Here is a 19,566-nt window from a genome sequence, read left to right as displayed (position 1 = left end):
GATTTGTGCTGAAAGGAGTCTTTGGGGATGAGTATTAAGTCTCTTGGCGCTGACGGTTACATGGTGGATGTGCGGCCCCAAGGTCGAGATGGGAAGCGTGTCCGCAAAAAGTTTAAAACGAAATCTGAAGCGCAGCAGTTCGAGCGCTGGGTGATTGCGACGCAGAACAACAAAGAGTGGCTCGATAAGCCCGCTGACCATCGCCCATTAACAGACCTGATCGATTTGTGGTGGAACCATCACGGTCAGCACCTAAAAGACGGAGTGAAGAGGGCGCAGAAGTTGCGTGTCATGGCGGAGAAAATGGGGCATCCCAAAGCCAGCCAGATCACCCGCACTTTCTTTGCCGACTACCGGGCGCTGCGATTTGCTGAAGGTAAGAAGGCCAAGACAGTCAACCTTGACCAAGAAATGCTGGGTGGTGTGTTCTCCGTTCTCATCGAGCTGGGGCATTACCACGGCGAGCACCCGCTCAAGGCCATGAAGAAAATGAAGCTGCCGGCTCAGGAAATGGGGTTTCTTACCCAAGCCGAGATCGTGGCGTTGCAGGAACGGCTCGACGGTGATCACCTGAAAGCTGTCCGTCTTTGCTTGGCGACGGGCGCCCGCTGGGGTGAAGTGGCGAAGCTGCGAAAGGAAGAGGTGATCGGTAACAAGGTCACCTACCTGAACACCAAGAACAACAAGAACAGGACGGTGCCGATCTCGCCCGAACTCTGCAAAGAGATCACCAGCGGTGTGAAGTCGGGGCCGCTGTTCAAGGATCTGAACTATCCCTATGTCCGGCTATGCGTGAAGGAAGTTGCTCCCGGTCTGCCGGCGGGACAAGCGGTGCATGTGCTGCGACATACGTTCGCCAGCCACTTCATGATGAATGGTGGCAATATTCTGGCGCTGCAACGCATTTTAGGACACTCAAGTATTTTACAAACAATGGTTTATGCACACTTTGCGCCGGATTATCTGGAAGATGCGGTGAGATTTAATCCTTTGGAGAGCCAGCAATGATCACAGTTAAGAAACCAACAGAAGAAGAACTTCGCAATTTTGTTATGCGCAAGTTTCTTGAAGATCAACTGAATAAAGAAACTGAAGAATACAACGAAAAGAAATTAGCTAATTATAAACAAAGGCTTATGAAGGTTACGCCGACACTCTTTCGTAAGTTTCTTGCAGAGAAAGGGGCGGCTTTCCATTGCCTTTCATGCGGTTCTAACGAGCTGACTGTGCCAGAAAGCACAACCTTACAGAGTGAAAAACTTCCGGATAATTTTAGCAGCTTACCGGAAGCTGAGCGGGAAATGATCACTGATGCTCTAATACGTTCTTATGTTTCATATGTAACTTGGGGGAATGAAAATCGTGTATCCGGTCTAAGGAAAAGCTACTATCAAGTACATTGTTTGAACTGTGGTCACCTTAGCCTTTATCGTTCCGCTGCTGTTTTAAACTGGCTTGAAAATATTGAGAAAGCGGGCGAGAAAGAATAATGGCTAATGTAAAAGAGCGTGATGTTCACTTAAGATCTGTTCCAGATAGTGGTATAAGGCCAAGTGATTATACTGTAGCCACGCACGGAGGTGGCGGAGGTGGTGATGTGTTAGATCGATTAGAAAAACGAGTAGAGCGCTTAGAATCTGACGTTGCGCAGATAAAACTGGATCTGGCAGTGCTAACCACTCGCTCCGAGGCATTTGCCACTAAATCTGACATAGAGGCTATTCGTACTGAACATCAGACATTACGGGCTGATGTGGTAAAAGAATTGGCGGCGTCTGAAAAGCGCATTAACGATAAATTCGAAGGCAAGTTCGATAGCGTAAATAAACGACTTGATGGCATCAATGATCGGCTTCTCTGGACGCTAATGGTTCCTGCAATTCTGGCTATCCTTCTTTGGTTTGTGAAAGAGGCTATTCTCAAATAGCGATCCACAAATTGACCCAAACGCCCACGCTATACCCATTTTAAGCACGCAGTTACAGGTATCTAAATCCCTGATAATCCTGTAACTGCTTGTTTTTATTGCCCTCGAAATGGCGGCGAAAGCCTCCCTTTTTTATTGCCTGCCGTCAGGCACCAAGCCGCTGTTCGAGTTCGGCGAGAGAAGGGAGGAACCAGACCTGTTCGCCGCGGTTGGCCTCACGCACGAAATCTTGCAGCGCGTTGCTTTGCGCCAGCCAGGGGGAGATATCGCCCAGCAGCGCAACGCGCAGGCGGTAGTTGATAAATTTCTGCAATACGGCGCCGGCAATGCCGCTTCTGAGCTGGAAAAAGGCGGCGTCGAGGCGGTTGACGGGGAGGGCAATCATCCCGGCATCGTGTTCAAAGGCGGGCGCGATAAACAGGCTGACGTCATTTTCGTCTTTCAATGGCGGTCCGGCTTCGGCGAACATCACCAGGCGCAGATCGTGGATTTGCTGCACGGCGTAGCTCATCGGCGCTCCGGGAGTCAGGGCTTGGCGTGCTTTTGCAGGTAATGCTCGAACACCGCCAGCGTTTCGTCCGAGATATGGTGCTCAATCCCTTCGCTGTCCAGCTCGGCGGTTTCGCTCGGCACCCCGACGCACATCAGCAGATCGACCACGATGCGGTGACGGCGGCGCACCTTCTGCGCCAGCAGCTCGCCTTCCTCGGTTAAAAACACCCCGCGATAAGGGCGCGATTCCACCAGTCCGGCGCTTTTCAGCCGCGCGATATTTTTGATCGCCGTCGGGTGAGACACGCCGAAGCGGCGCGCGATATCGGTGGTTCTGGCTTCGCGGGTGCTTTGCAGCAAATCGGCGATCAGCTCAACGTAATCTTCGATCAGCGCATTGGATTGCGCTTCGCGGGCGCGGCTAAAACGCAGGGCGTGCTCGGCCTCGTCCGGCATGTCGGTCTGGGCGTGGCGATCGGCGTTATCTGGCGCGCGGGTAACCATAGCGTGGGGCGTCCTGTAAGCATAAAAATGGCGTCTCCCGGCAATGCGGGGAGGGTTGCCCTAAGTTAGTCCAAATAGCACACATTATCAATTCGATGCCACGCATTGTGGTAGTTAGAAATATCTCTACACAAAGCCAATGAATTTCGCCTGTTGCATAAAGTGTAGCCGATGCTACATTGTCGGCATGGTAGGTGGAAAAATAACCAGTGAAAGATTGAGGGTAATTCATGCGTGACGCGGCAACCACTCCATCGTTAACCGAACGGACCAACATCGCGATTGGCGCCGCCCTTGCTGGACGCAAGCGCGGCGCCTTTACGCCGTTGCTGTTCGCCGGCCCGGCGGTGATTGCCTCTATTGCCTATATGGATCCCGGCAACTTCGCCACCAATATTCAGGCCGGGGCGAAATACGGCTACAGCCTGCTGTGGGTGGTGGTGATGGCCAACCTGATCGCCATGCTGTTCCAGGCGCTGTCGGCCAAGCTCGGCATCGTCACCAACCGCAATCTGGCGGAGATGTGCCGCGACCAGTTTTCACGGCCGGTAGTGATCGGCATGTGGCTGCTCAGCGAAGTGGCGGCGATGGCCACCGATCTGGCGGAGTTTCTCGGCGGGGCGATCGCGCTGGCGCTGCTGTTCCATATGCCGCTGCTGGCGGGGATGGGGGTGACGGCGGTGATCACCTATGCGCTGTTGATGGTGGAAAAGAAAGGTTTCCGCCCGGTCGAGCTGATGATCGGCGGCCTGGTGGGCATCATCGCGCTGTGCTATCTGGTGGAGATGTTCATCGTACCGGTGGACTGGCAAGCGGCCGGCCTCGGCATGGTGACGCCGCAGTTGCCGGACGCGCAAGCGCTGACCATCGCCGTCGGCATTATCGGCGCCACCGTGATGCCGCACGCCATTTTCCTGCACTCGGGGCTGACCCAGCACCGCAGCCCGGCCAGCGACAACGGCGAGCGGCGCAAGCTGCTGCGTTTTTCCAATATTGAAGTGGTGATCGCGCTGGCGCTCGCCGGGCTGGTGAATATTGCGATGGTGATCATGGCCTCGAGCGCCTTCCACGCCGGTAATAGCGACGTGGCCGAAATTGGCACCGCCTACCATACGTTGACGCCGCTGTTCGGCGCGGCGGCCGCCGGCATCTTCCTCGCTTCGCTGATCGCCTCCGGCATTTCCAGCTCGGTGGTGGGCACCATGGCCGGGCAAATGATCATGCAGGGCTTCGTTGGTTTTCGCATTCCGGTGTGGGTGCGCCGCCTGGTCACCATGGTGCCGGCGTTTATCGTGGTGGCGATGGGCGTCAACGCCACCGACGCGCTGGTCTACAGCCAAGTGGTGCTGAGCCTGGCACTGCCGGCGCCGATGATCGCGCTGGTGATGTTCACCCGCCGCCGCGACATCATGGGCGAGTTCGCCAACGGCCGCTGGACCAGTCTGGCGGCGGTGGTCGGCACGGTGGTGATCGTGCTGCTCAACGTGGTGCTGCTGTTGCAGACCTTCGGCGTCGATATTCCCGGTTTGGGGTGATCTTGCGGGCCGCGCGGGGCGCGGCCGCGTCGCTAAATTATAAATTTCCCACACCACCGTCCATCTGCAGCTCGGCGCCGACCATAAAGGCCGACTCGTCCGCCGCCAGAAACACCGCCGCTTTGGCCAGCTCCAGCGCGCTGCCCATGCGGCCGATCGGTACCAGCGCGCGGATATCGTCGCGCAATGCCTGCTCATCCGCTTCCGCCAACCCCAGCTTACCCAACGCCGGGGTTTCGGTCGGGCCGGGGCTGAGGCCGTTAAAGCGAATGCCGCGCGCGTGCAGCTCACCGGACAGCGTTCTGGCCAGCGACAGCAAGCCGGCTTTGCTGGCGGCGTAGGCGCTGCTCTGCGGCAGGCCGATATGGGCGCTGACCGAACCGCACAGGATCACCGAAGAAGGGTTGGCCAGCAGCGGCAGCAGCGCCTGGATCAGAAAAAACGGTCCCTTCAGATTGATGTCCATCAGCCGCTGATAGCTCTGCTCATCCCACTCCTGCAGCGGGCGATGCGTAACGTCGCCGGCGTTGATGTACAGCACGTCCAGCCGCGGCCACCGTTGCCCCAGCCGCTGCGCCAGTTCGCGCTGCTGCGGAATATCGCCGGCGTCGCTCAGCAGCAACAGCGCCTTGCCACCCAATGCCTGGCCCGCCGCGTCCAGGGCGCTTTGGCTGCGCCCGGTGATCGCCACCGTTGCGCCCTCGGCGATAAACTGGCGGGCGGTTTCCAACCCGATGCCGCTGGTGCCGCCGGTAATCAATGCGTATTTGCCTTGCAGTCGTGCCATAACCGATTCCTCTTTAGCGTCAGTTGCGGCATTATTTGCGCTATAGTTCCTTTTGCATAGTAGGCACCTTTTGGATACTAAAGGACGAGGTGGGATGAAATGACGGCACAAGCGCCATTAGCGGCGGAAAATAATTTGGCGGCGTTGCCGCCGGCGGGCGAACCCTGCCCGATGGTGGACTTCGTCAATCTGGTGTCGGGCAAGTGGGCGATACCCATCCTGTACCGACTGATAATGATCGACGGCCCGGTGCGATTCAGCGAGCTGCAGCGGGCGGTGGCGCCCATTGCGCAAAAAGAGCTGACGCGTCAGCTGCGGCTGTTCGAGCAGCGTGGCCTGGTGACGCGGCAGGTGTTTCCCGAAGTGCCGCCGCGGGTGGAGTATCAGGTCACCGCGCTCGGCAAATCGCTGCGGCCGACGCTGGACTCGCTGGCCGAGTGGATGCGTCGGCACGCGCCGCAGCTGATCGGCGGCTAGTCGCCGATGCCCGGCGGGTTGATGGCGGAGCGCTCGACCTTTTCATCGCCTTCGCCCCAGCACTCCAGCACCTGCGCGTATTCGCCGCTGACGATGACGCCGTTGATGGCGGCGTTGACGGCGTTCACCAACCCGTTGCCTTTTTTGGTGGTGACCGCGACGTAGGCCACGCTGGGGCCGATGCCGACCATTTTGGTCTTGCCGGTCAGCGCCGCCTTGTAGGCGCCGGTGGAGTGGGGGCCGAAGAACGCATCGGCGCGCCCGGACTGAATGCTCAGGTTGGTGGCGGCGTCGTCGGTCACGTAGATCGGCTGCACCGGCGGCAACCCGGCGGCGCGGTTTTGCTTATCCCATCCCAACAGTATGTTTTCCTGATTGGTGCCGGATCCGACGATGACCCGCAGCCCGGCGACGTCCTGCGGCCGGTTGATCGAGGTGATGTGGCTGGTGGATTTGACGTAAAAGCCCAGCGTGTCCACCCGATAAGTGGCGAAGTCGAATTTGGTCTTGCGCAGTTTGGTGACGGCGATGTTGAAGATCGCCGCGTCGTATTTGCCGGTGCTGATGCCCAGAGGCCAATCTTCCCACGAGGTAGGCACCAGATTCAGCTCCAGCCCAAGGCTGTCGGCCACCAGGCGGGCGATGTCCGGATCGCTGCCGATCAGCGTTTTATTGTCCTCGGCGAACAGCGCCAGCGGCGGGGAGTTCTCGAACGCCACCGCCACCGTCAGCTTGCCGGGCACCGCGAAGTGAAAGTTTGCCGGAATCAGTGCGATAGCGGCCGGGTTTTTCTCCGCGCGTATCGGCTCTCGGTTAGCCTGCAGATCGATACCGCCCGCCGTGGCCGCCTGCACGGCGGCGCTCAGCAACAGCGCGCACAGCGCCGAAATCCTCAGTGGCATAGCACCCTCTATCCTTTGTTAATCATGGGGTTACTATTGGCGGCGGCGCGGGGCAAGTAAAGCAACAATAGTGAATAACCAAAGTGAAAAGATGCACAAGCGGGGCGCCGGGCTGCGCGAATCTGCAGCACTCGACGTGGAAAGTGCGCAATCAGGTTGAAAGCAGTAGAATTTGTCACTCATACTGCGTACAGCTAATTGTGTAAAACAAGGAACGCCAGATGGCCGAAGAAACGATTTTCAGTAAAATTATCCGCCGCGAAATCCCTGCTGATGTGGTTTATCAGGACGAACTGGTCACCGCTTTCCGTGACATCTCTCCCCAGGCACCCACCCATGTGCTGATCGTTCCCAACGTGCTGATCCCAACCGTCAACGACGTGACCGTGGAGCATGAAGCCGCGCTGGGCCGCATGATCACCGCCGCGGCGAAGATCGCCGAACAGGAAGGCATCGCCGAGGACGGCTACCGCCTGATCGTCAACTGCAACCGCCACGCCGGTCAGGAGGTCTATCATATTCACATGCACCTGGTCGGTGGCCGCTCGCTGGGGCCGCTGCTGTCACGTTAAGCGAGGAAATCATGCGCGGTAAAAAAACTCTCCGTGGTCTGATGGCGTTGGCGCTGCCCGCCGCGTTGCTGATGGGATGCAGTTCATCGCCCGGCATCGCGGTCAACCAAGGGCAGACGGTGGTGATGGATCCTTCGGTGCTGACCGCCGGCATTTTGGCCGATACGCCCTCGATTTCGAACGCCTCCGGGCGGGTGATGGCGACCTCGGTGCTCAACAACAGCCAAATGACGCCGGTCACCGTACATTACCGCTTCTATTGGTACGACGCGCAGGGGCTGGATATTCGCCCCTTCGAGAAACCGCGCGAGATCGTGGTGGCGCCCGACTCGGACGCCAAAATTTACTCGATTAACGGCAATCTGGACGCTAAAAGCGCGCGTCTGTATCTGTACCTGTAAGCGCTTGCCAGGTTTGGAGAAAAAGCATGAAAAAGTACGTCTTAGTGGCGCTGGCCGCATTAACCCTCAGCGGCTGTCTGTCGCGCCCGCCTGAGCCGGAACAACCGTTGCCGCCGGTCACCGTCGAACCGGAACAGCCGACGCCGCCGGTCGAGCAGCCGCAGCCGCCAACCACCGAGCCGGTGCCGCAGCCGCCGAAAATTCAGCAGCTCGACTGGCTGGGCAGCGTCCAGCCGCTGGTGGGGCAGATGCTGAAGGCCGATGGCGTCACGGCCGGCAGCGTGCTGCTGCTGGACAGCGTCAAGAACAACACCAACGGTTCGCTGCAGATGGGCAAAGCTACCGCGGCGTTGTACAAGGCGTTGGCGTCGAATTCCACCTTCAGCGTGGTGCCGGAAGCGAAGCTGACCAGCGCCAGACAAACGCTGGGCCTGTCGGCGGATGACAGCTTCGGTTCGCGCAGCAAGGCGATTGGCCTGGCGCGCATCGTCGGCGCGCAGTACGTGCTGTACAGCGACGTCAGCGGCGACGTGAAGTCGCCGGCGTTGGATATGCAGCTGATGCTGGTGCAAACCGGCGAGATCGTTTGGTCGGGCAATGGCGCCGTTAAACGCTGAGGCCGCGCTGCGACGATTGATGGAAACCAGACTGCCGGCGGTGAATACCGCCGGTTGTCATTTCAGCCCGGTGCAGGGGCTGACCGGCGAGAGCTGGCGCATCGACGGCGCGGGCGTCACGCTGTTGGCGCGGCAGCACAGTGAGGAAAAACGCGCGCTGGGCGTGAGCCGACGGCGGGAAGCGCGGGTCTTGCGCCGCTGCGCGCCGGGGCTGGGGCCGCGGGTTTTCGCACAGAATAATCAGTGGCTTATCCTCGAATGGCTCGAAGGTGACGTCGTCACAGATGCCGAGTTTGCGGCGCTGAATGAGCGCGGCGAGCTGGCGGCGATGGCGGCGGAACTGCATCGGCGGCCGCTCAGCGGTTACCGGCTGGATCTGCGGCGGCAGTTCCTCCGCTACTGGCCGCAGCTGGATACGCGGCGTGTAACCCCCGCCTGGCTGCGCCTGCAGCGCCATTTTTTGCTAAGTGTGCCGCCACGGCCGCTGCGCCTGGCGCCGCTGCACATGGACATCCACCCGGGCAATTTGCTCGCCACCGGCGAGGGGCTGCGATTGATCGACTGGGAGTATGCCGCCGACGGTGACGTGGCGCTGGATATCGCCGCGCTGTTTCGCGGCAATGGTTGGTCGGCCTGGCAGCAGCAGCGCTTTTTGCAGCACTACGCGCGCCAGGGCTATCACGACGCCGCCCGGCTGCAGGCCCAGGTGCGGGGCTGGCTGCCGTGGGTGGATTATCTGATGCTGCTGTGGTTTGAAGTGCGCTGGCAGCAGAGCGGCGACGCCGAATTTTTACGCTGGGGCGCTGCGGTGCGCCGGCGATTCTGTTTATCATCATCCGAATTCTGAACGAACAATAATGAAGTGAGGTGCCCGTGGGCCCAGTAATGCTAGATGTCGCCGGCTACGAGCTGGATGCAGAAGAACGCGAGATTCTGAAACACCCGCTGGTTGGCGGATTGATCCTGTTTACCCGCAACTTCCACGATGCGGAGCAGTTGCGTGAGCTGGTGCGCCAGATCCGCGCCGCCTCGCACGATCGGCTGGTGGTGGCGGTAGACCAGGAGGGCGGGCGCGTGCAGCGCTTCCGCGAGGGCTTCACCCGCCTGCCGGCAGCGCAGTCGTTCGCCGCGTTGCACGATGCGCAGGAAGGCGGCCAGCTGGCGCAGGAGGCCGGCTGGCTGATGGCGGCGGAGATGATCGCGCAGGATATCGACATCAGCTTCGCGCCGGTGCTGGACATCGGCCACGGCAGCGCGGCGATCGGCGAGCGTTCGTTCCACAGCGATCCGCAGCAGGCGCTGGCGATGGCCGAACGCTTTATCCTCGGCATGCACAGCGCCGGCATGAAAACCACCGGCAAACACTTCCCTGGGCACGGCGCCGTCAGCGCCGATTCGCACAAGGAAACCCCGCGCGATCCGCGGCCGCTGGCGCAGATCCGCGAGCATGACATGGCGATCTTCCGCGAGCTGATCAAACGCCAGCTGCTGGACGCCGTCATGCCGGCTCACGTCATCTATACTGAAGCGGACCCGCGCCCGGCCAGCGGCTCGCCTTACTGGCTGCAGCAGATCCTGCGTCAGGAGCTGGGCTTCGACGGCGTGATTTTCTCCGACGATCTGTCGATGGAAGGCGCCGCCATCATGGGCAGCTACGCCGAGCGCGGCCAGGCGGCGCTGGATGCCGGTTGCGACATGATCCTGGTGTGCAACCACCGCGAAGGTGCGGTCAGCGTGTTGGATAACCTGTCCCCGGTCAAAGCAGAGAAGGTGAAGCGGTTATATCATCGCGGTCAGTTCACCCGTCAGGAACTGCGCGACTCCGAGCGCTGGCAGCAGGCGCACAAGGCGCTCAGCGCGCTGAGCGAACGCTGGGAGGAGCACAAGCAGCGTTCGCAAGGGTGAATCCAGGCGCCGCATTGCGGCGCAGAGCGGAAATGATGAGGGCCGCGCCCGCGGCCCTTGGCTTGTTGCGAGGATCCACATGATTATCTATTTGCACGGCTTCGATTCCACCAGTCCCGGCAATCATGAAAAGGTGTTACAGCTGCAGTTTATCGATCCGGACGTGCGCTTCATCAGCTACAGCACGCTGCATCCGCGTCATGACATGCAGCATTTGTTGAAAGAGGTGGACAAGGCGGTGCAGCAGGGCGGCGACGCGCACCCATTGATCTGCGGGGTCGGCCTCGGCGGCTTCTGGGCGGAGCGCATCGGCTTCCTGTGCGGCATTCGCCAGGCGATGTTCAACCCGAACCTGTATCCAGAAGAGCACATGCACGGCAAGATAGACCGGCCGGAAGAGTATCGCGATATCGCCACCAAGTGCGTGGAGGATTTCCGCGAGAAGAACCGCGATCGCTGTCTGGTGGTGCTGTCGCGGCACGACGAGGTGCTGGATAACCGGCGCAGCGCCGAATTGCTGCATCACTACTACGAGATCGTGTGGGATGAACAGCAGACGCACAAGTTCAAAAACATCTCCCCCCATCTGCAGCGGCTCAAGGCGTTCAAGGCGCTGGGTTAACAGTTTCATAACGCTGCCGTGAGCCGCGCTTCCCGTTTTTCACCGGCGGAAAGTGCGGCTTTTTTGTGCGCCCAGGCAAGATCTTGCGTGGCAATCGGCAAAATTTAAAACTGTGACTCAGCGCTAACTATTTGAATCACAATCGCCAAAAAATCCCCGCGTCCAGCCTTTAACCAAAAAAATTTGATGTACATCAATTTTGGTATGACCAAATAACCTCACATGTTATTCTGGCCTCAGAGAGCCGATTTATTTTAAGCGAACCCTATGTATTCTAAGGATATTATTTATTTACCCTGGAATAACAAATGGTTCACATTTAGGGGGTTATTTTGACAACGCCAAAGAAGAAAATCGTTATTGTTGGCGGCGGCGCCGGTGGCTTGGAGCTGGCGACCAGCCTGGGCCATAAACTTGGCCGCAAGAACAAAGCGGAGATCACGCTGGTGGATCGCAACCACAGCCATTTGTGGAAACCGCTGTTGCACGAAGTGGCGACCGGTTCCCTCGATGACGGCGTGGATGCGCTCAGCTACCTGGCGCACGCGCGCAACCACCATTTCAGCTTCCAACTGGGGTCGTTGACCAACATCAACCGCGAAACGCAAACGCTGCAACTGGCGCAGATCTGCGACGAGCAGGGCGGCGAGCTGGTGCCGGCGCGCGAATTGCCGTACGACATCCTGGTGATGGCGCTGGGCAGCACCTCGAACGATTTCGGTACGCCGGGCGTGAAAGAGCACTGCATCTTCCTGGATAACCCGCATCAGGCGCGCCGCTTCCACAACGAAATGCTCAACCTGTTCCTGAAGTTCTCGGCGCAGCCGGGGCAAAAAGAGCGGGTCAACATCGCCATCGTCGGCGGCGGTGCCACCGGCGTTGAGCTGTCCGCCGAACTGCACAACGCGGTGAAGCAGCTGCACAGCTACGGTTTCGAAGGCCTGGACAACAGCGCGCTCAACGTGACGCTGGTAGAAGCCGGCGAGCGCATTCTGCCGGCGCTGCCGCCGCGCATTTCCGCTGCGGCGCACCAGGAGCTGATCAAACTGGGCGTGCGCGTGCTGACCAACACCATGGTGACCAGCGCGGACACCAAAGGCCTGAACACCAAGGGCGGCGAGTTCATCGACGCCGATCTGATGGTGTGGGCGGCCGGCATCAAGGCGCCGGACTTCATGAAGGATATCGGCGGCCTGGAAACCAACCGCATCAATCAGCTGGTGGTGGAGCCGACGCTGCAGACCACGCGCGATCCGAACATCTTCGCCATCGGCGACTGCGCCTCCTGCCCGAAAGAGGGCGGCGGTTTCGTGCCGCCGCGCGCCCAGTCGGCGCACCAGATGGCCTCGCGCTGCGCCACCAATATCCTGGCGCTGATGAACGGCCAGACGCTGAAGCCATACGTGTATAAAGACCACGGCTCGCTGGTGTCGCTGTCGCGCTTCAGCACCGTCGGCAGCCTGATGGGCAACCTGATGCGCGGCTCGATGATGGTGGAAGGGCGCATCGCGCGCTTCGTCTACATCTCGCTGTACCGCATGCACCAGGTGGCGTTGCACGGTTACATCAAAACCGGCCTGATGATGCTGGTGGGCGGCATCAACCGGGTGATCCGCCCACGTCTGAAAATGCACTGATCCCGCCTTTGTCGACCAACCCGCGCCGGTTCGCCCGCGCGGGTTTTTTTATGGCGGCGGTTGCTTGATTCTTCAGCATAAGCTGTCGTCGGTATGGGTAAAATTCTTAAGATTCCTCCTAAACAGCGGAAAAACGGCCGTTTTCCCGCATTTTTGGTCCCCTTGTCTTATTGCGGGGCTTCAGATCATTGTGCAGACTTTACCTCGTTTACAGACGGCGCGTCGCGCACGCCGTAAACCGGGATACCGCAAGCCGCCCATGCGCAAAATAATAAGCGCGGTGCAGCCGGTCACAGACCCCGGAAAAAATGCGTGGTAACACTTTCAGGAGGTTTCCTGTGAACAAGTCAATGTTAGCCGGTGTTGGGATTGGTATCGCTGCCGCTCTGGGGATTGCCGCGGTAGCCAGCCTGGACGTCTTTTCTGCCGGTCCGCAATATGCGCAGGTGCTCGCCGCAACGCCGATTAAAGAAACCATCAAAACGCCGCGTCAGGAATGCCGCAACGTCACCGTTACGCACCGTGCGCCGGTGCAGGATGAAAACCGCATCGCCGGTTCAGTGCTGGGCGCAGTGGCGGGCGGCGTGATCGGCCACCAGTTCGGCGGCGGCCGCGGGCGCGACGTGGCGACCGTGGTCGGCGCGCTGGGCGGCGGCTATGCCGGTAACCAGGTGCAAGGGGCGATGCAGAATAATGACGTCACCACCAGCGTGCAGCAGCGTTGCAAAACGGTCTATGACAAGTCTCAGAAAATGCTGGGCTATGACGTGACCTACAAGATCGGCAATCAGCAGGGCAAGATCCGCATGGATCACGATCCGGGCACGCAAATCCCGTTGGATAAAAACGGCCAGCTGGTGCTGAACAGAGCCTGATCGCCACATTCGAATTAAGCCCGCGGGCAGTGTTAGTTCTGATCGTTTAACCCGGTTAAGCGAGCGGCGTTAACATTGACGCGGGTTTCTGTTTTCTGCCCGCCCAACAATTTGCGATCGTTCTAATGTCTGCGTGCGATATCACTGGGCAAAACTTCAAAAAAGCCCCCGCGTTTGTTATATTATTGTGCAATTAAGCGGTGTTATCGGCGCCAATCGCCACACCGGCCAAACCCGAGTATTTCGTCTCGCAGAGATAACGACATGTTAGATTTTCGCTTTCCGACAGCGTTGCAAATGGTCCTTAGCGTCGCCGTAGCTGAGAAGCAGGGCATGCGTTCGACGAGCGCCACCCTTGCCGCCGCTCTGGAAGCCAACCCCAGCTTTATCCGCAAACTGATGGTGCCGCTGACCAAAGACGGCATCATCGTTTCCACCCTGGGCCGCAACGGCTCTATCCACCTCGGCCGCCCGGCGGAAGAGATCACCCTGCGGGACATCTATCTGGCGGTGATCGACGACAAGCGCATCTGGGCCTCACGCCCTGAAGTGCCGGCCCGTTGCCTGGTGAGCGCCAATGCCTGCTGGTATTTCAAATCGGTGGTGAACGAAGCCGAACAGGCTTCGCTTGCGGTGCTGGCGCGCCATACCGTGGCCGACTCGCTGGCCGAACTGGAGCGGGGCGACAAGCGCGCCTGCGCGGAGTACGCCGCCGCGCAAGAGGCTGAAACCGCCGACAAATAATCGCGGTTCGCATGCATAAAAAAAGGTCGGGCAATGCCCGACCTTTTTGCATTTTAACGCCGCGTTCAGACGGTCTGCGGCTGCGCTTTGCGCGCCACCAGGCGCCGCAGCGTGACGTAGAACACCGGCGTCAGGAACAGCCCGAACAGGGTGACTCCCAACATGCCGGAGAACACCGTGATGCCGGTGACGCCGCGCACCTCGGCGCCGGCACCGTGGCCGAGGATCAGCGGGATGGTGCCGGCGATGAAGGCGATGGAGGTCATCACGATCGGCCGCAACCGCAGGCGACAGGCCTCCAGCGCCGCCTCGACGATGCCTTTGCCCTGCATTTCCAGCTCGCGGGCGAACTCGACGATCAGAATGGCGTTCTTGCAGGCCAGCCCCATCAGAACGACCAGCCCGACCTGCACGAACACGTTGTTGTCGCCGCCGGTCAGCCACACGCCGAACAGCGCCGACAGCATGGTCATCGGCACGATCAGGATCACCGCCAGCGGCAGCGTCCAGCTTTCGTACAGCGCCGCCAGCGCGAGGAACGCCAGTAGCACCGCCACCGGGAACACCACCAGCGCGGCGTTGCCCTGGGTTGATTGTTGGTAGCTCAGATCGGTCCACTGGATGTTCATGCCGTTCGGCAACAGCTTGCCGGCCATCTGCGTCAGCGCGCCCATCGCCTGGGTAGAGGAAAGCACGCGCGGATCGGCGTCGCCGATCAGATCCGCCGCCGGGAAGCCGTTATAGCGGATCACCGGATCCGGGCCGTAGGTGGTGCCGATGTTGACCATGCTGCCGATCGGCACCATTTCACCCTTGTCGTTGCGGGTGCGCAGGTTGGCGATGTCCTCCACGCTGTCGCGGAACTGGCCGTCGGCCTGCGCCATCACCTTCCAGGTGCGGCCATAGCGGTTGAAGTCGTTGATATAAGACGAACCGAGGTAGGTCTGCAGCGTGCTGAACAGCGCATTGAGCGGCACCCCCTGCGCCTTGGCCTTGTCGCGATCGATTTTGGCGTCCAGCTGCGGCACGTTGGCCTGATATGAGGAGATCGGGAACCCCATGCCCGGCGTTTGCATAATGGCGCCGGACATGGTGTTGATCGCCGTCTGCAGCGCACCGTAGCCCAGCCCGGCGCGATCCTGCACGTACAGCGAATAGCCGGAGCCCTGGCCGATGCCGAGGATCGGCGGCGGCATGATTGAGAAGGCGAAGCCTTCCTGGATCTGTGAAATGCGCGCGTTGATCTCGGCGTTGATCTGCGCCGCGGTGCGGGTACGGGTGCTCAACGACTCCAGCGCGAAGAACACCGTGCCGGTATTCGGCGTATTGGTGAACTGCAGCGCGTTCAGGCCGGGGAAGGCCACCGCATCGGTGACGCCGTCCACGCTCAGACCGATGGCGCTCATCTTGCGGATCACCGCATCGGTGCGTTCCAGCGAGGCGCCTTCCGGCATTTTCACGCCGCCGATCAGGTACAGCTTGTCCTGCGTCGGGATAAAGCCGCCAGGCACGGTCTTGAACATCACCCCGGCGGCGGCCAGCAGCAGCAGGTAGACGACAAACACTGCGCCGCGCCGGCCCAGCACGCGTGAGACGCCGCGCTGGTAGCGTTGCGAACTGCTGGCGAAGAAGCGGTTGAACGGCCGGAACAGCCAGCCGAACAGCCGGTCGATCAGGCGCGACGGCAGGTCTTTCGGCGCGCCGTGCGGTTTCAGCAGCCGCGCCGCCAGCGCCGGCGACAGGGTCAGCGAGTTGATGGCGGAGATCACCGTCGAGATGGCGATGGTGACGGCGAACTGCTTATAGAACTGCCCGGTAACGCCGGAGAGGAACGCCATCGGTACGAACACCGCACACAGCACCACGGCGATGGCGATGATCGGGCCGGAGACCTCGCGCATCGCCTGGTGCGCCGCCGCCAGCGGCGACAGCCCCTCTTCGATATTACGCTCGACGTTTTCCACCACCACGATGGCGTCATCCACCACGATGCCGATCGCCAGCACCAGCCCGAACAGGCTGAGGGTATTGAGCGAGAAGCCCAGCAGATACAGCGCGGCGAAGGTGCCGACCACGGAGATCGGGACCGCCAACAGCGGAATGATCGAGGCGCGCCAGGTCTGCAGGAACAGAATGACCACCAGCACCACCAGGATCACCGCTTCCAGCAGGGTATCCACCACCGCACGGATCGAATCGCGCACGAACACAGTCGGATCGTAAGGCGATTTCCAGCTCATGCCGTCCGGGAAGCGGGTCGCCAGCTCGGCCATCTTGCCGCGCACCGCGTCCGACAGCTCGATGGCGTTGGCGCCCGGCGACTGGAAGATACCGATACCGACCGCATCCTTGTTATTGAGCTGGGCGCGCAGCGCGTAGCTGCCGGAGCCCATTTCGATGCGCGCCACGTCGCGCAGCCGCACGATCTCGCCGTTGTCGCCGCTCTTGAGGATGATGTTGCCGAACTCTTCTTCGGTTTGCAGGCGCCCCTGGGCATTGATCGACAGCAGATAGTCGCTGCGCGTCGGCATCGGCTCCGCGCCGAGCTGGCCGGCGGAGACCTGCACGTTTTGCTCCTGCATGGCGCTCACCACGTCGGAGGCGGTCAGCCCACGCGCGGCGACCTTGTTCGGATCGAGCCAGATGCGCATCGCATACTCACCGGCGCCGAAGATCTGCACTTGGCCGACGCCCGGCAGGCGGGCCAGCTCATCCTTGACCTTCAGGGTGGCGTAGTTGCGCAGGTACAGCGAATCGTACTTGCCGGAAGGCGAGACCAGATGCACCACCAGCGTCAGCGCCGGGGACTGTTTCTGCGTGGTGATACCCTGGCGGCGCACGTCTTCCGGCAGGCGCGCTTCGGCCTGCGCCACGCGGTTTTGCACCTGCACCTGGGCCTGATCGGGATCGGTGCCCGGGCGGAAGGTGACGGTGGTCACCAGCACGCCGTCGGAACCGGCGACCGATTTCATGTACATCATGTTTTCGACGCCGTTGATCGCTTCTTCCAGCGGCGTGGCCACCGTTTCAGCGATCTCTTTCGGGTTGGCGCCCGGGTATTCTGCGCGCACCTGCACGCTGGGCGGCACCACGTCCGGGTACTCGCTGATCGGCAGCAGCGGGATGGCTATCACCCCGGCGACAAAAATCAGTATCGACAGCACCGCGGCAAAGATCGGTCGGTCGATGAAAAAGCGGGAAAAGTCCATGGGTCAGAAGTCTCTGCTGGGAGCTTAGTTAAGTGCGGAGGCGATAGGGTTCATGGCGACGGTTTTCGCGTCGACCGGCATGCCCGGCATAAACACTTTCTGCATGCCGTCGACGATCACCCGATCGCCGTTTGCCAACCCTTTCTGCACGATGCGCAATCCTTCGGCCATGCGGCCCACGTCGATGTCGCGGCGCTGCGCTTTGCCGTCTTTATCGACGATGTAAACGAACTTGCGGTTCTGGTCGGTCATCACCGCTTTATCGTCGATCAGCATGGCGTTGAACTCGGCGCTGCCGGGCATCTGTACCCGGGCGAACAGCCCCGGCGTGAAGCGGCGATCGCGGTTGTCGAGCAGGGCGCGCATGCGGATGGTGCCGGTTCCGGCGTTCAGCTGGTTATCGGTGAAATCCACCAGCCCCTGATGCGGGGTGCCGTCTTCGCCCACCAGGCCGACCTTCACCGGCAGGCGCGCGTCGTGCCGGCCCTGCTGCTGATAGCGCAGGAAGGTGGCTTCATCCACGTCGAAATAGACGTAGACCTTGTCGAGCGACACCAGCGTCGTCAGCACGCTGGCGCTGTCGCCGGCGGTGACCAGGTTGCCGGCGGTGATCATTGCGCGGCTGGCGCGCCCGTCAATCGGCGCGGTAACACGGGTAAAGTCGAGGTTCAGCTGCGCCATGTCGAGCTGAGCCTGCGCTGCCAGCACGTTGCTTTGCGCCTGCGCGGCGGATGACCGGCGCTGTTCCCAGACTTCCTGAGAGATGGCCTGAGTGCCGATCAGTTTCTCGGTGCGCGAGGATTCGCTGCGCGCCAGGGCGGCCTGGTTGCGAGCCCGCACCAGCTCGGCCTGCGCCTGTTCGCGTGCGGCGCGGTAGGTGCGATCGTCGATGGTGAACAGCACCTGGCCTTTTTTCACCTCGTCGCCTTCGGTGTAGTTGACCCGTTCGATGTAGCCGGAGACCCGTGGGCGCAGCTGCACGCTCTGCACCGCTTCGACCCGGCCGTTGAAGGCATCCCACTGGCTGATCGGTTTGACCACCACGCTGGCGGCGCTGATCACCGGCGGCGGTGGCGGGGCGTTGTGCGCGACGCTGTTGTCGCACCCGGCGAGCAGGGCGGCCAGCAGCGCGACCCCGGAGAGCCGCTGGCCCAGAGCGACGGCGCGCGAGCGGCCGCCGGCGTTGAACGATGAGTTTGGTTGATTTGCCATTATTTTTATTCCGATGAGTAAGTGCGGTCAGGCCCCATACCCGGCCCTGTTCTCCGGGATTCGCCCCGCGCCGGCGTGCGGTGAGGGGGCGGCTGTGCCGTGCAGCGGCGCAGCGTTAGGTTTTGAAACACATTGGTGTCACATTAATGTATCAATATCGGTTACATTAATTGGGTGGAGTATAGTGGCGGCTTTCCGGTAAATGCAATAATAAAAATTGCATTTAAAGCGAAACTGTTGCAACGTATGTGCATCGGGCAGAGGGGAACCCTGCCAAATGATGGGAGCATCAGCATGAACACTACGGGCTTTATTACCGATTTGAAGGCGTGGATCGACAACAATCTGGAAGAGAAACTGGATATCAACACCGTGGCGGATCGCGCGGGCTATTCCAAATGGCACCTGCAGCGCATGTTCAAACGCCAGACCGGCTACGCGCTGGGGGAGTATATCCGCATGCAAAAACTGAAAGTCTCGGCGGAGCGCCTGGCCAACAGCGGCGAGCCTATCGTCAGCGTGGCGATTTCGCTCGGCTTCGACTCACAGCAGTCGTTCAATCGCAGCTTCAAGCGCCAGTTCGGCCAAACGCCGGGCGACTGGCGCCGCGCGTTGGCGCAGCCGGCGTCTATGGGGCGCACGCACCACTGAGCGGTTGGGCAGTGGGGATAAAAAAGCCTGAATTTGCGTTCGGGCTTTTTGTCTATGTGGAAGGAGGGATAGATTCGCTGCGCTCACCCTGCGGGCCGCCGTTGGCGGTCCAAAACGCAGGCGTTTTGTCGAACCCAGTCGAGGGTTCTCACCCTCCCGGTCGGTGCGCTATGCATACAAAAAAGCCTGAACGTGAGTTCAGGCTTCTTCGTAGAATATGGCGGTGAGGGAGGGATAGATTCGCTGCGCTCACCCTGCGGGCCGCCGTTGGCGGTCCAAAACGCAAGCGTTTTGTCGAACCCTGTCGAGGGTTCTCACCCTCCCGGTCGGTGCGCTATGCATACAAAAAAGCCCGAACTTTCGCTCAGGCTTTCTCGTTAGAATATGGCGGTGAGGGAGGGATAGATTCGCTGCGCTCACCCTGCGGGCCGCCGTTGGCGGTCCAAAACGCAAGCGTTTTGTCGAACCCTGTCGAGGGTTCTCACCCTCCCGGTCGG

The 19,566-nt window shown here is 60.6% G+C and carries 21 protein-coding genes and 2 other RNA genes; 15 read left to right on the top strand and 8 right to left on the bottom strand.

The genetic code is table 11. The features are described 5' to 3' along the window. Window positions 1–27: 27 nt before the first annotated feature. From ACF8MC_RS15685 to ACF8MC_RS15675, 3 genes are read left to right on the top strand one after another with little or no spacing between them, the layout of a single operon-like run. Window positions 28–1,008: a tyrosine-type recombinase/integrase gene (locus tag ACF8MC_RS15685; RefSeq protein WP_049300611.1), complete on the top strand. Its 981-nt coding sequence runs from the start codon at window positions 28–30 to the stop codon at window positions 1,006–1,008. Then, the gene (locus ACF8MC_RS15680; protein ID WP_080353583.1) at window positions 1,005–1,490 is read left to right on the top strand and encodes a hypothetical protein; all 486 of its coding nucleotides are present in this window, start codon (window positions 1,005–1,007) and stop codon (window positions 1,488–1,490) included. Before ACF8MC_RS15685 ends, ACF8MC_RS15680 begins: the two co-directional genes overlap by 4 nt. Continuing rightward, window positions 1,490–1,927: a hypothetical protein gene (locus ACF8MC_RS15675; RefSeq protein ID WP_232094701.1), complete on the top strand. Its 438-nt coding sequence runs from the start codon at window positions 1,490–1,492 to the stop codon at window positions 1,925–1,927. The genes ACF8MC_RS15680 and ACF8MC_RS15675 overlap by 1 nt, the downstream gene beginning before the upstream one ends. 145 nt (window positions 1,928–2,072) lie before the next feature. On the opposite strand, the gene ACF8MC_RS15670 is transcribed toward ACF8MC_RS15675, so the two are convergent. Both ACF8MC_RS15670 and mntR read right to left on the bottom strand, forming a co-directional pair. Further along, window positions 2,073–2,438 carry a DUF4180 domain-containing protein gene (locus tag ACF8MC_RS15670; RefSeq protein ID WP_049194621.1) on the bottom strand — a complete coding sequence of 122 codons (366 nt, stop codon included), beginning with the start codon at window positions 2,436–2,438 and terminating at the stop codon, window positions 2,073–2,075. Between the two features lie 14 nt (window positions 2,439–2,452). Continuing rightward, window positions 2,453–2,923: a manganese-binding transcriptional regulator MntR gene (mntR, locus tag ACF8MC_RS15665; protein ID WP_033638048.1), complete on the bottom strand. Its 471-nt coding sequence runs from the start codon at window positions 2,921–2,923 to the stop codon at window positions 2,453–2,455. A 230-nt stretch (window positions 2,924–3,153) separates the two neighbouring features. Here mntR and ACF8MC_RS15660 point away from each other — a divergent pair, with 230 nt between their 5' ends. Beyond that, window positions 3,154–4,458, top strand: a complete 1,305-nt coding sequence (locus ACF8MC_RS15660) for an Nramp family divalent metal transporter (protein WP_004928764.1) — start codon at window positions 3,154–3,156, stop codon at window positions 4,456–4,458. A 37-nt stretch (window positions 4,459–4,495) separates the two neighbouring features. On the opposite strand, the gene ACF8MC_RS15655 is transcribed toward ACF8MC_RS15660, so the two are convergent. Continuing rightward, a complete protein-coding gene (locus tag ACF8MC_RS15655; RefSeq protein ID WP_047568056.1) occupies window positions 4,496–5,245 on the bottom strand; it encodes an SDR family oxidoreductase in 750 nt (249 codons plus the stop codon). A gap of 99 nt (window positions 5,246–5,344) precedes the next feature. Here ACF8MC_RS15655 and ACF8MC_RS15650 point away from each other — a divergent pair, with 99 nt between their 5' ends. Beyond that, on the top strand, window positions 5,345–5,722 hold the full coding sequence (locus ACF8MC_RS15650) for a helix-turn-helix domain-containing protein (RefSeq protein WP_072264913.1): 378 nt from the start codon (window positions 5,345–5,347) through the stop codon (window positions 5,720–5,722). On the opposite strand, the gene ACF8MC_RS15645 is transcribed toward ACF8MC_RS15650, so the two are convergent. Then, window positions 5,719–6,624 (bottom strand): transporter substrate-binding domain-containing protein, encoded by a 906-nt coding sequence (locus ACF8MC_RS15645; protein WP_164104795.1) that lies wholly within the window; start codon window positions 6,622–6,624, stop codon window positions 5,719–5,721. The two genes, ACF8MC_RS15650 and ACF8MC_RS15645, sit on opposite strands and share 4 nt — an antisense overlap. A gap of 221 nt (window positions 6,625–6,845) precedes the next feature. Here ACF8MC_RS15645 and hinT point away from each other — a divergent pair, with 221 nt between their 5' ends. The 9 genes from hinT to ACF8MC_RS15600 all read left to right on the top strand — a co-directional run bounded on the left by hinT (window position 6,846) and on the right by ACF8MC_RS15600 (window position 13,997). Then, entirely contained in the window at window positions 6,846–7,196 is a 351-nt protein-coding gene (hinT, locus tag ACF8MC_RS15640; protein WP_004928776.1) for a purine nucleoside phosphoramidase, read from the top strand. A gap of 11 nt (window positions 7,197–7,207) precedes the next feature. Next, on the top strand, window positions 7,208–7,597 hold the full coding sequence (locus tag ACF8MC_RS15635) for a YcfL family protein (RefSeq protein WP_033646437.1): 390 nt from the start codon (window positions 7,208–7,210) through the stop codon (window positions 7,595–7,597). 26 nt (window positions 7,598–7,623) lie between these two features. Beyond that, window positions 7,624–8,214, top strand: coding sequence for a penicillin-binding protein activator LpoB (gene lpoB / locus ACF8MC_RS15630; RefSeq protein WP_033646436.1), 591 nt, complete (start codon window positions 7,624–7,626; stop codon window positions 8,212–8,214). Continuing rightward, a complete protein-coding gene (thiK, locus tag ACF8MC_RS15625; RefSeq protein ID WP_101426787.1) occupies window positions 8,195–9,061 on the top strand; it encodes a thiamine kinase in 867 nt (288 codons plus the stop codon). Before lpoB ends, thiK begins: the two co-directional genes overlap by 20 nt. A 38-nt stretch (window positions 9,062–9,099) precedes the next feature. After that, window positions 9,100–10,119: a beta-N-acetylhexosaminidase gene (gene nagZ / locus ACF8MC_RS15620; RefSeq protein WP_164104796.1), complete on the top strand. Its 1,020-nt coding sequence runs from the start codon at window positions 9,100–9,102 to the stop codon at window positions 10,117–10,119. A 79-nt stretch (window positions 10,120–10,198) separates the two neighbouring features. After that, window positions 10,199–10,741, top strand: a complete 543-nt coding sequence (gene ycfP / locus ACF8MC_RS15615) for an alpha/beta hydrolase YcfP (protein WP_015377468.1) — start codon at window positions 10,199–10,201, stop codon at window positions 10,739–10,741. Window positions 10,742–11,073: 332 nt separating this feature from the next. Continuing rightward, a complete protein-coding gene (locus ACF8MC_RS15610) occupies window positions 11,074–12,378 on the top strand; it encodes an NAD(P)/FAD-dependent oxidoreductase (RefSeq protein WP_060420608.1) in 1,305 nt (434 codons plus the stop codon). Window positions 12,379–12,716: 338 nt separating this feature from the next. Continuing rightward, complete coding sequence (locus tag ACF8MC_RS15605; RefSeq protein WP_004928798.1) at window positions 12,717–13,253, top strand: glycine zipper 2TM domain-containing protein; 537 nt, start codon at window positions 12,717–12,719, stop codon at window positions 13,251–13,253. Between the two features lie 264 nt (window positions 13,254–13,517). Further along, window positions 13,518–13,997: an Rrf2 family transcriptional regulator gene (locus tag ACF8MC_RS15600; RefSeq protein WP_025302433.1), complete on the top strand. Its 480-nt coding sequence runs from the start codon at window positions 13,518–13,520 to the stop codon at window positions 13,995–13,997. 65 nt (window positions 13,998–14,062) lie between these two features. On the opposite strand, the gene sdeB is transcribed toward ACF8MC_RS15600, so the two are convergent. Beyond that, window positions 14,063–17,206: a multidrug efflux RND transporter permease subunit SdeB gene (gene sdeB / locus ACF8MC_RS15595; protein ID WP_039566581.1), complete on the bottom strand. Its 3,144-nt coding sequence runs from the start codon at window positions 17,204–17,206 to the stop codon at window positions 14,063–14,065. Window positions 17,207–17,230: 24 nt separating this feature from the next. After that, window positions 17,231–18,418 (bottom strand): multidrug efflux RND transporter periplasmic adaptor subunit SdeA, encoded by a 1,188-nt coding sequence (gene sdeA, locus ACF8MC_RS15590; protein WP_164104797.1) that lies wholly within the window; start codon window positions 18,416–18,418, stop codon window positions 17,231–17,233. Window positions 18,419–18,712: 294 nt separating this feature from the next. On the opposite strand from sdeA, the gene ACF8MC_RS15585 reads away from it, so the two are divergent. Continuing rightward, a complete protein-coding gene (locus tag ACF8MC_RS15585) occupies window positions 18,713–19,069 on the top strand; it encodes a helix-turn-helix domain-containing protein (RefSeq protein WP_004928813.1) in 357 nt (118 codons plus the stop codon). A gap of 218 nt (window positions 19,070–19,287) precedes the next feature. Here the strand turns inward: ACF8MC_RS15585 and ACF8MC_RS15580 are convergent. Further along, window positions 19,288–19,407: non-coding RNA, RtT sRNA (locus tag ACF8MC_RS15580), on the bottom strand. A gap of 47 nt (window positions 19,408–19,454) precedes the next feature. Then, a non-coding RNA gene (locus ACF8MC_RS15575) (RtT sRNA) lies at window positions 19,455–19,560 on the bottom strand. Window positions 19,561–19,566 lie beyond the last annotated feature (6 nt).

The organism is Serratia sp. LACPHL-BACT-2024-00286 (assembly GCF_043109535.1).
GTDB classification, from domain to species: Bacteria; Pseudomonadota; Gammaproteobacteria; order Enterobacterales; family Enterobacteriaceae; genus Serratia; species Serratia sarumanii.
Note: the sequence above shows the minus strand (reverse complement) of the source record. Positions and strands in the feature narration are given on the sequence as shown.